Source organism: Desulfocurvus sp. DL1XJH-121 (assembly GCF_054819825.1).
Map to the genome: position 1 here is coordinate 177690 of NZ_JBTVWW010000004.1, position 9302 is coordinate 186991.

A 9302-nucleotide genomic window follows, 5' to 3' on the forward strand; every position below is an offset into this window, starting at 1 on the left:
GAAAAATTTTCGCCGGGGGCCGTTCGAAGCGCTCGGAATCGCGCCCCGGCAAGGCATACGCAGCAAGGCATCCGGGGAAGTCAAGGGGAAATTCATCACAAAAGCTGACATTATGCACGGTTCAAAAGCGATTTTGGAATAAAAATTTAGTAATCAGAAGAAAATTCGAATCAGCCCTGTTGAAAACTATTCCCACGGAAAAACCTTGACCCCTGAAAGGCCTTATCCTTTGGTACTTCCTCGTCCCCACGGCGAATAAGGGCTTTAGAGGTTTTTAATTAAAAATCAGGTGGTTGAAATCCATGATCCGTGGGGAGAAGTTTTCCTGTCACCTGACCGCTACATGCCCATATCCTGTGTTGCGAAAAGGTGAACGGGGCACTAGATGTCTCGACATGCTCAACGCTTGGCCCCAAATCCAAAACCTACTCCAAAAAACGCTGAATCCCGGCCTGTACCAGGTCTGGATCAGGCCTCTGGACGCCGAGGCCGTGGATGGCGGATTGACTCTCTACGCCCCCAATTCCTTTGTAGCCTCCTGGGTCCGGGACAGGCTCGCGGACTCCGTGGCCGAGGCCGCCACCCAGGTCATGGGCAAGCGGCCCAGGATCCAGGTCGGCGTGCGCCCCAAGGCCATGCAGAGCGGCCCCTGCCCGGCCTCGGAACAGGCCGGGGACGACGAGGCCGCAGACCCTGACAAAGGCGGCGCGAACAACGGCGGCGGCCGGGTCAGGCGCATGGCGCGCCCCACCCAGCTGGGGCTGCCCGACATGACCCCCCGCAGCCTGGACACCCGCACCTGGCGCTTCTGCTTCGAGGATTTCGTGGTCGGCCCGTGCAACGAGATGGCCTTCGTGGCCTCCCAGAGCATGTGCAACGGCGGCATGGACTTCGACCAGCTGTTCCTCAACGCCTCGCCCGGCCTGGGCAAGACCCATCTCCTGCAGGCCATCGGCCGCAATCTGGCCCGGGGCGGCAACCGCTCCAACGTGCGCATCGCCTACCTCACGGCCGAGGAGTTCGCCTCGGAGCTGGTCATGTCCCTCAAGGCGCGCCAGATGGAGCGCTTCAAAGCCAAATTCCGCGAAAAGCTCGACGTGCTGCTCCTGGAGGACATCCATTTCCTGCAGGGCAAGGAGCACACCCAGGACGAGCTGCTCGAGACCATGAAGGCCCTGCAATCGCGCGGCTGCAAGGTGGTCCTGTCCAGCTCGTTTTTGCCGCGCGAGCTCAAGGACGTGGACGACCATCTGGCCTCGCGCCTCTGCGCGGGCTTTCTGGCCACCATCGACCGGCCCTGCATGGAGACCCGCATGGGCATCCTGGAGGCCAAGGCCAAGCATTTCCAGGTCCAGCTGCCGCGCGAGGTCTCGGAGATGATGGCCGAGAACCTGCGCGACGACGTGCGCCAGCTGGAGAGCTGCCTGCAGAGCCTGGTGCTCAAGGCCCGGCTGCTGGGCCGCGCCATCACCCTGGACATGGTGGAGAGCGTGCTCTCCAACTACACCCTCACGGACTCCGGTTCCGTGAGCTTCACCAGGATCCTGCGCCACATCTGCGAATTCTTCGACATCTCCAACGACCAGCTGGCCTCCAAGTCCCGCAAGCGGGACATCGTCATGGCCCGCAACACGGCCTTCTACCTGGCGCGCAAGTACACGGACATGCCGCTCAAGCAGATCGGGGCCCAGCTCAACCGCCGCCATTCCACGGTGCTCAAGGGCATCACCAACGTGGAGCGCGAGATGCGCCTGCAGACCCCCCTGGGCCGCCAGATCGGCACGGTGGTGGACAAGCTGCGCTAGCGTAAGCGGCGTAAGCGGCGTAAGCGGCGTAAGCGGCGAAGGCGGAGGCGTTTTGGACGCCCCGGGACGACGCACCCCGCGAGGCTCGCCTTGCGGGGTTTTTGTTTGGTAAAACCAGGGCTCAGGCGCGCTCCGCCAGGACCATCTCGGCCAGGGCGTTGACCACGCAGCCCGCCAGGGGCGAGCCGCCCTTGCGGCCCTCGATGGTTACGAAGGGCAGGCGGTCCTGGGCCAGGAGCAGGGCCTTGGACTCGGCGGCGTTGACGAAGCCCACGGGCATGCCCACCACCAGGGCCGGGGCCGCGAGCCCCTGGTCCGCCAGCTCCAGCAGCCTGAGCAGCGCGGTGGGCGCGTTGCCGATGACCACGATGCCCCCGGCCATGTCCGGCGCGGACTTGTCCACGGCGGCGCGGGCCCGGGTCACGCCCTGGGCCTTGGCGCGCTCGGCCACTTCGGGGTCGTTCATCAGGCAGGCCACGGTGCAGCCAAGCGGGGTCATGCGCCGCAGGGGGATGGCGCAGCGGGCCATCTCCGTGTCCGTGAACACGCGGCAGCCCCGGGCCAGGGCCGCGCGCCCGGCGTCCACGGCCCCGGGAGAGAAGCGCACCAGGTCGAGCATCTCGAAGTCCGCGCTGGTGTGGATCATGCGCCGCACCACCAGCCACTCGTCCCCCGCATAGGGCCGGGGCTCGGGCACCTCGGAGTCGATGATGCTTAAGGATTCGCGCTCGATGTCCAGGGGGGCCTTGATGTCCAGGATGGGGGGATTGGCCGCGTTCACGCCTGGGCTCCTCCGGGCTTGAGGCTGGCGTAGCCCACCACCCGGTTGCGGCCGCCCTCCTTGGCCGCGTACAGGCAGTCGTCCGCGGCCTTGGCCAGGGCCTCGGGCGTGGCCCCGTGGTCCGGGAACCGGGCCACGCCCACGGAGACGTGGATGGGGCTGACCTGTACGCCCTGGTGGGTGATCTCCAGGGCCGCGATGCCCTGGCGGATGTCCTCGGCAAGGCGCAGGGCGGCCTCGTATTCCGTGTTCCGGAGCACGAAGAAGAACTCCTCGCCTCCGTAGCGGCAGGGTACGGCGTCGGGCCCGGCCAGGGAGCCCAGGAAGTTCCCCACGGCCTGCAGCGCTGCGTCGCCAGCGTCGTGGCCCTTGGTGTCGTTGAGCTTCTTGAAGTGGTCGATGTCGAACATGACGACGCACAGCGGCGCGCCGGACTCGGCCGCGGTCCGGGTCTCCTTGTTCATGGTGGAGTCGAAGTGGCGGCGGTTGAAGAGCCCGGTCAGCGCGTCGCGCAGGGCCAGATCCCTGAGGCGCGAGCGCACGCGCAGGTTGTCCACGGTCAGGGCCAGCTGCTCGGCGGTGACCAGGGCCAGACCCTGGACGTCCGCGAGGGCCTCTTGGGAGCCCGAGACCAGGGTCAGCACGCCCAGGGGCTGCTTGGCCGCGAACAGGGGCACCGAGAGGGCCGCGCAACCGTCGTCCTCCGGCTCCGTGAGCACGGGCGCGCCCGGGACCAGGGCCGCGCGCTCCTCACGGCCGGGGGCCTCGGCCGCAGGTCCGGCCTCGCCCCAGGCCAGGGACAGGGCCTCGGAGTCCGCCGAGGCGAACAGGTGCAGCGCGCCGGAAAAATCCGGGAAAATGCGCGGCACGTACCATTCGCAGACGTCCAGGAATTCCTGTTCGTCGGTGCAGCTTTGGAACAGCCGGGACATGCCGGACAACAGGCGGAAGAGATCGGCCCAGGACGGTTCGTTCATGTGTGCCCCCCCGAATATTTGACGCCAGTGTGTTTTACGCGGGCGGTACTTGTCAACGTGCCCGGGGTCAGGGCGCCAGCAGCCCGGGCAGCCAGCCCGTGAGCGGCGGCCAGAAGGTCACCAGCATCAGGTCCAGGAAGAGCACCAGCAGGAACGGGGTCACGCGCGCGGCGATGTCGCCCAGCCGCGTGCCGGACAGGCCGCAGGACACGATGAGGCAGACGCCCAGTGGCGGGGTGAGCATGCCCATGGACAAGTTGACCACAACCATGGCCCCCAGGTGGATGAGGTCCATGTGCAGGGCGGGCATCATGGGGATGATCACGGGCACGAACAGGATCAGGGCCGCCGTGGTCTCGATGAAGGTGCCCGCGATGAGCAGCATCAGGTTCACCAAGAGCGCCAGGAGCACGGGGTCCGAGGTCAGCCCGGTGACGGCGGCGGACACGGCCAGGGGGAACTCGCGCACCGTGAGCAGCCAGGACAGGGCCGTGGCCTGGGCGATGATGAACATGATCACCGCCGAGGTCAGGGACGAGGAGAGCACGATGCGCGGCAGATCGGCCAGGCGCAGCCTGCGGTAGACGCAGAATCCGCAGAACAGGGCGTAGAACACGGCCACGGCCGCGGATTCCGTGGCCGTGAAGATGCCGCCCAGGATGCCCCCCAGGACCAGGGCCGGGGCGCCCAGGGCCCAGCCCGAGGCCTTGAGGGCCGCCAGCGCTTCGCGCGGGGAAAAGCGGGTGGTCCCGGCCTGAAACCCGCCGCGCTTGGAGAGCAGCGAGGCCACGACGATGAGGGACAGGCCCATGAGCGCGCCGGGCAGCACCCCGGCGGCGAAGAGCTTGCCGATGCTCGCGCCCGTGAGGAAGCCGAAGATGATCATCGGGATGCTGGGCGGGATGATGACCCCGATGGAGCCTCCGGCGGCCTGCACGGCCCCGGCGAAGGCCGCGGGGTAGCCGCTGCGCTTCATGGCCGGCACGAGCATGCCGCCCACGGCGGCGGTGTCCGCCGCGGCGGACCCGGAGATGCCGCCGAAGAACATGGCCGAGACGATGGACACGGCGGCCAGCCCCCCGGGCATCCAGCCCACCAGGGCGTTGGCCAGGTCCACGATGCGCCGGGACAGGCCCCCGGCCTCCATGAGCTGGCCCGCGAGCATGAACAGGGGCACGGCCATGAGCGGGAAGGAGTCCGCGCCCGCGTACATGCGCTGGGCCGCGAGCATCAGCGAGGCGTCCCCGGAAAGCACGATGCCCGCCACGGTGGCCGCGCCGATGGCCACGGCCATGGGCACGTTGAGCAGGAACAGCCCGGCCAGGAGCACGAAGAGCAGTCCGGTCACGGCCGCTCCCCCGCCAGTTCATCCAGGAGCATGGACAGGGCGTGGACGCAGAGCACGGTGAACCCCGCCGGGACCATGACGAAGGGGACTTGTTTGGAGAAGCCCATGGCGGCCATGGTCTGGAACCCGAGAAGCTCCATGAGCTGCCAGCCGCCCACGGCCATGGCCGCGAAAAAGGCCAGGCACACGGCCTGGGCCAGGATGCGCGCCGAGCGCGCCGCCTTCGCGGACAGGCGGGCCACCAGGGCGTCCACCCCGATGTGCGCCCCGCGCCGGTAGGCCACGGCCGCGCCGCAGAACGTCAGCCAGACCAGGAGCAGGCGGCCCAGTTCCTCGGACCAGAACAGGGAATCGTTCAGGGCGTAGCGGAAAATGACCTGCAGCCCGATGACCACGGCCATGCCCGCCCCGCACAGGGCGAGGATCGCCTCGCAGGCCGTGTTCAGGCCGAGGCTGGCGAAGTGCAGCAGGAGACGTATGCGGCGCATGGCGGCGGTTCCGGAGCGCGGGGCGGGGCCCTGCGGCTACAGCAAGTCTTTGCCCAGGGCGAAGGCCGATCCCATGGGCTGGCCCACGCCGTAGTAGGCCCGGGCCTCGGGCGCGAAGAGCAGGGGGGCCACCTTGGCCATGTCCGGCTTGCCGTTTCCGTCCAGGCAGGACTCCTCCACGCGCACGTCCACGATCTCGCCCACGAACTGGGTGTGCAGCCCCAGCTCAACGACCTCCTTGAGGGTGCATTCGATGACCATGGGGAACTCGGCGATGAACGGCGCGTCCACGTGCTGGGCGCGCTCGGCGGTGAGCCCCGTGGCCTCGAACTTGTCGCGGTCCCGGCCGCTGACCATGCCGATGTAGTCCGCGGCCTTGGCGTGGGCCGTATCGGCCACGGACACGGTGAAGGCCTTCCTGGCCATCACGCAGCCGTGGGAATAGGTGGCCGAGCGCATGGACACGGCCAGGCAGGCGGGCTTGGAGCAGCAGATGCCGCCCCAGGCGGCGGTCATCACGTTGGGCCGGCCGTCGGCGTCGTAGGAGCCCACGCACCACACCGGGGCGGGGAATGCCAGGGGCTTGGAGCCCAGGGAACGCTTCATCTCGAAAAACTCCTGTGTTGTCGGCACCGGCGTCCGGGAGCGGCTATTGGCCGCTGGTGGCCGCAAGCATCTTGGCGAGCAGGGCGCTGGTGCGGGGTTCGGTGTACATGGGCATGTTCTTCAGGGTTTCGGCCCGGTCCTTGAAGGACGCCAGGTCCGGGTGCTCCTCCACTTCCATGCCCGCGGCCTTGAGCTTGGCCAGGAATCCGGCCACGTTCTCGCGGTTCCAGGCGCGCTGGTGCAGGGCCGCGTCGTGCATGGCCGTGGCCAGCAGCTCGCGCCGCGCCTGGGGCAGGGCCTTCCACCAGGACAGCCCGGCCAGGTCCACGTGGGCCGAATACACGTGCCCGGTGAGGGTCAGGTGCTTCTGCACCTCGTACAGCTTGTAGGTCCAGAGGATGGACAGGGGGTTTTCCTGGCCGTCGATGGCGCCCTGCTGCAGCTCCGTGTAGATGGGCCAGGGCATGGGCGTGGGGTTGGCGCCCAGGGTCTTCCACAATTCCCGGTGCAGGGCGGACTGCATGACCCGGATCTTCAGGCCGCGCACGTCGGCGGCCGTGCGCACGGGGCGCTTGGAGTTGGTCAGGTTGCGGAAGCCGTTCTCGGAAAAGCACAGGCCCTTGAATCCGGCCCGTTCCAGGCTGTCCAGGACCTCGCGGCCCACGGGGCCATCCAGCACGGCGTCGGCCTGGGCGTGGTTCTTGAACAGGAACGGGAAGCTGACCACCTTGACCTCGGGCACGAAGGTGTCCAGGGGCCCCAGGGTGATGATGGCCATGTCCACGGCCCCCATCTGCACCTGTTGCAGGATGTCTGTCTCGGAGCCCAGAGAGCCGCTGTGGAATATCTTGACGGCAAGTTCGCCGCCCGAGCGCTTGGCCACCAGTTCCCGGAACTTCTCGGCGCACACGTACTGGGCCGTGCCGGGCGTGGTCACCAGGCCCAGGCGGATGACCGTGGCCGCGACCACGGGCGTGGCGCCCAAGAGGGCGAGGAACAGGAAGGCCGCGCAGGCGGCGCGGGCGCAACGTGGAAACTGCATGATGATCTCCTATACCACGGGGAAAGGAAAAGGCAGCATACGTCATTTCGCTCGCGGCATCGAGGCGGGACCGCGTGGGCACTGCATAGCCTTGATCAAATGAAAAGTGAAGTCCGGAAAGGGGGGTATATCGCGATAAACAGGGGGGAGCGGGGCGGCGGGGACGAATCCCCGCCGCGCGCGGGGAGGGGCGGCCCCTAGGCGGCCGCGTCGGTGGAATGCATCCGGGGGCCTTCGGGGCCGCGGAGGGGCTCGGAAACCGCGAGCCCGGCGGTCCGGTCCACGGCCAGGGAGGCCTGGACCAGGTTCCTGGTCACGCTGCGGAAGAGGCTGTTCCGGGTTCCGGCGAAATTTTCCGTGAGCTTCTGGGCCAGGCGCAGGTGCCCCAGGGCGCGGACGTCGTCGCCCATGAGCATCAGCACCAGGCCCATGTTGTTGCGGACCTTGGCCTCCAGGATATCGCTCTGCAGGCCCTTGGTCAGGCGCAGGGCCATGTGCAGCTGGAACAGGGCGTTGCCCAGGTCGCCCCGCTCGCAGGCGCGCATGCCGTCCCTGCACAGCAGCCTGAGCTTCATCATCGGCTTCATGTTCGAATTCTCCAAGGTTTGCACAATAAAGGTAAGCATCGGAGCCCGTTCGTCGAGGCTTCGGCCGGATCAGGCTCGGCTCAGGCATTCCTTGAGGCTGGACACGCCGCAGGAGTGGGAAAGCTCCACCTGGATGTTGTTCTTGCGGGCGTGGACCAGGGCCTCGCGCCGGGCGGAGTGGGACAGCTGGTTGGTGAACAGGATCAGCAGGTCGGCGCTGCCGAGCTTCTCGCCGATGCGGTTCTCCTTGCCCGTGAGCACCTTGAGGCGGATGCCCTGTTTCTTGGCCGCATTGATGTAGTCCCTCTTGAGCCTGTCCATTCCGCCGATCACAGCCGCACACATACGAATCTCTCCTTGCGCCTCTTGGCGTCGTTGCTGTTTGAGTCGGTTCTAATGAAAATGAATTTCATTGTCAATAAAGAGGATGACAAAAAGTGCTCAGGGGAGCAGGGGGGGGCTTGGTTGAGGGGAATCGGGCCCGGGGCCAGCCTTGACTTCTCCCGGGGCCAGGGGCAGGGCATGGGCCATGCTCGTGTACGCAAAACTCCTGGGCGCGGCCCTGGCCTGGGGCGGCACCTTCGTGGCCGGCCACATGGCCGCCGCGGAACTCGGCCCCTATTCCGCCGCCTTCATCCGCTTCGCCATCGCCTCGGTCTTTCTGGTGGCGCTGATGCTGCGCGCCGAGGGCCTGCCGCGCCTGACCCCGCGTCTGACCCTGGGGGTGCTGCTCCTGGGCCTGACCGGGGTCTTCGGCTACAACCTGTGCTTTTTCTCCGGCCTGGCCCTGGCTCCGGCCGGGCGGTCCTCGGTGATCATCGCCTGCAACCCCATCGCCATCGCCCTGTTCGCGGCATTGATCTTCCGCGAGCCCCTGGGGCCGGGCAAGATCCTGGGCATCCTGATGTCCGTGTCCGGGGCCGTGTGGGTCATCTCCCGGGGTGCGCCCGGGAACCTGCTGACCGGGGGCGTGTCCGCCGGGGACGCCTGGATCCTGGGCTGCGTGGGTTGCTGGGTGGCCTATTCCCTGCTGGGCAAGGCGGTCATGGGCGGGCTTTCGCCCCTGGCGGCCGTGACCCTGTCCTGCGTGGCCGGGGACGCCATGCTGGCCGTTCCGGCCCTGCACGAGGGCCTGGGGCATGCGCTGCCCGGCATTTCCGGAGCGGCTTGGTGGTCCCTGGTCTATCTGGGCGTGGCGGGTACGGTGCTGGGGTTCACCTGGTTCTACGAGGGCGTGCAGGCCCTGGGGCCGTCGCAGGCCGGAGTGTTCATCAATTTCGTGCCTGTTTCGGCGGTGGCCATGGCCTGGGGCTTTTTGGGCGAGGGTGTGGACGTGTCGCTGGCGGTGGGGGGAGTGTTGGTGCTGGGAGGGGTCTGGTGCGCCAATCGAGTGTGGCGCAAGGTTTAGGTGGCGACCGGCCATACAAACGAAAAGGCGGGCCCGCAGACCCGCCTTTTCGTTTGTATGGGGAGGATTCGGGGCGCGAGGGAAATGGTTTTCGGATTCGTCTGGTGGAACAGCCGGTTCAAAAGCGGGCGCTTTTGAACCAGGCGCCAAAGGGGCCGGGGGGAAGGAGGCTTTCCTTCTCCCCGGCCGTCCCGGCAGACCGTGGCCCCTTGGGCGAAAAGCCCGCTCCAGAGCGTGGTCGCCGGGACGACGAGCTTTCG

General features: G+C 67.5%; 10 protein-coding genes. 2 read left to right on the forward strand and 8 right to left on the reverse strand.

Features of this window, described 5'->3' with window-relative positions; all coding sequences use genetic code 11:
- Positions 1-395: 395 nt before the first annotated feature.
- Positions 396-1805 carry a chromosomal replication initiator protein DnaA gene (gene dnaA / locus ACYYG1_RS04785; RefSeq protein ID WP_461209144.1) on the forward strand — a complete coding sequence of 470 codons (1410 nt, stop codon included), beginning with the start codon at positions 396-398 and terminating at the stop codon, positions 1803-1805.
- A gap of 121 nt (positions 1806-1926) precedes the next feature.
- Here the strand turns inward: dnaA and ACYYG1_RS04790 are convergent, their stop codons facing one another.
- The 8 genes from ACYYG1_RS04790 to ACYYG1_RS04825 form a co-directional block, all read right to left on the reverse strand.
- Positions 1927-2586 carry a precorrin-8X methylmutase gene (locus ACYYG1_RS04790; RefSeq protein WP_461209145.1) on the reverse strand — a complete coding sequence of 220 codons (660 nt, stop codon included), beginning with the start codon at positions 2584-2586 and terminating at the stop codon, positions 1927-1929.
- Positions 2583-3563, reverse strand: a complete 981-nt coding sequence (locus ACYYG1_RS04795; RefSeq protein WP_461209146.1) for a GGDEF domain-containing protein — start codon at positions 3561-3563, stop codon at positions 2583-2585. The genes ACYYG1_RS04790 and ACYYG1_RS04795 overlap by 4 nt, the downstream gene beginning before the upstream one ends.
- Positions 3564-3630: 67 nt before the next feature.
- Entirely contained in the window at positions 3631-4911 is a 1281-nt protein-coding gene (locus tag ACYYG1_RS04800) for a TRAP transporter large permease (protein WP_461209147.1), read from the reverse strand.
- Positions 4908-5399 (reverse strand): TRAP transporter small permease, encoded by a 492-nt coding sequence (locus ACYYG1_RS04805; RefSeq protein WP_461209148.1) that lies wholly within the window; start codon positions 5397-5399, stop codon positions 4908-4910. The genes ACYYG1_RS04800 and ACYYG1_RS04805 overlap by 4 nt, the downstream gene beginning before the upstream one ends.
- Positions 5400-5435: 36 nt before the next feature.
- Positions 5436-6005, reverse strand: a complete 570-nt coding sequence (locus ACYYG1_RS04810; RefSeq protein WP_461209149.1) for a flavin reductase family protein — start codon at positions 6003-6005, stop codon at positions 5436-5438.
- A 43-nt stretch (positions 6006-6048) separates the two neighbouring features.
- A complete protein-coding gene (locus ACYYG1_RS04815; RefSeq protein ID WP_461209150.1) occupies positions 6049-7047 on the reverse strand; it encodes a TRAP transporter substrate-binding protein in 999 nt (332 codons plus the stop codon).
- Between the two features lie 197 nt (positions 7048-7244).
- Entirely contained in the window at positions 7245-7634 is a 390-nt protein-coding gene (locus ACYYG1_RS04820; protein ID WP_461209151.1) for a tetratricopeptide repeat protein, read from the reverse strand.
- A 69-nt stretch (positions 7635-7703) separates the two neighbouring features.
- Complete coding sequence (locus ACYYG1_RS04825) at positions 7704-7979, reverse strand: DUF2325 domain-containing protein (protein ID WP_461209152.1); 276 nt, start codon at positions 7977-7979, stop codon at positions 7704-7706.
- Between the two features lie 184 nt (positions 7980-8163).
- Between ACYYG1_RS04825 and ACYYG1_RS04830 the strand changes: the two genes are divergently transcribed.
- Positions 8164-9042 carry a DMT family transporter gene (locus ACYYG1_RS04830; RefSeq protein ID WP_461209153.1) on the forward strand — a complete coding sequence of 293 codons (879 nt, stop codon included), beginning with the start codon at positions 8164-8166 and terminating at the stop codon, positions 9040-9042.
- The last annotated feature ends 260 nt before the right edge of the window (positions 9043-9302 follow it).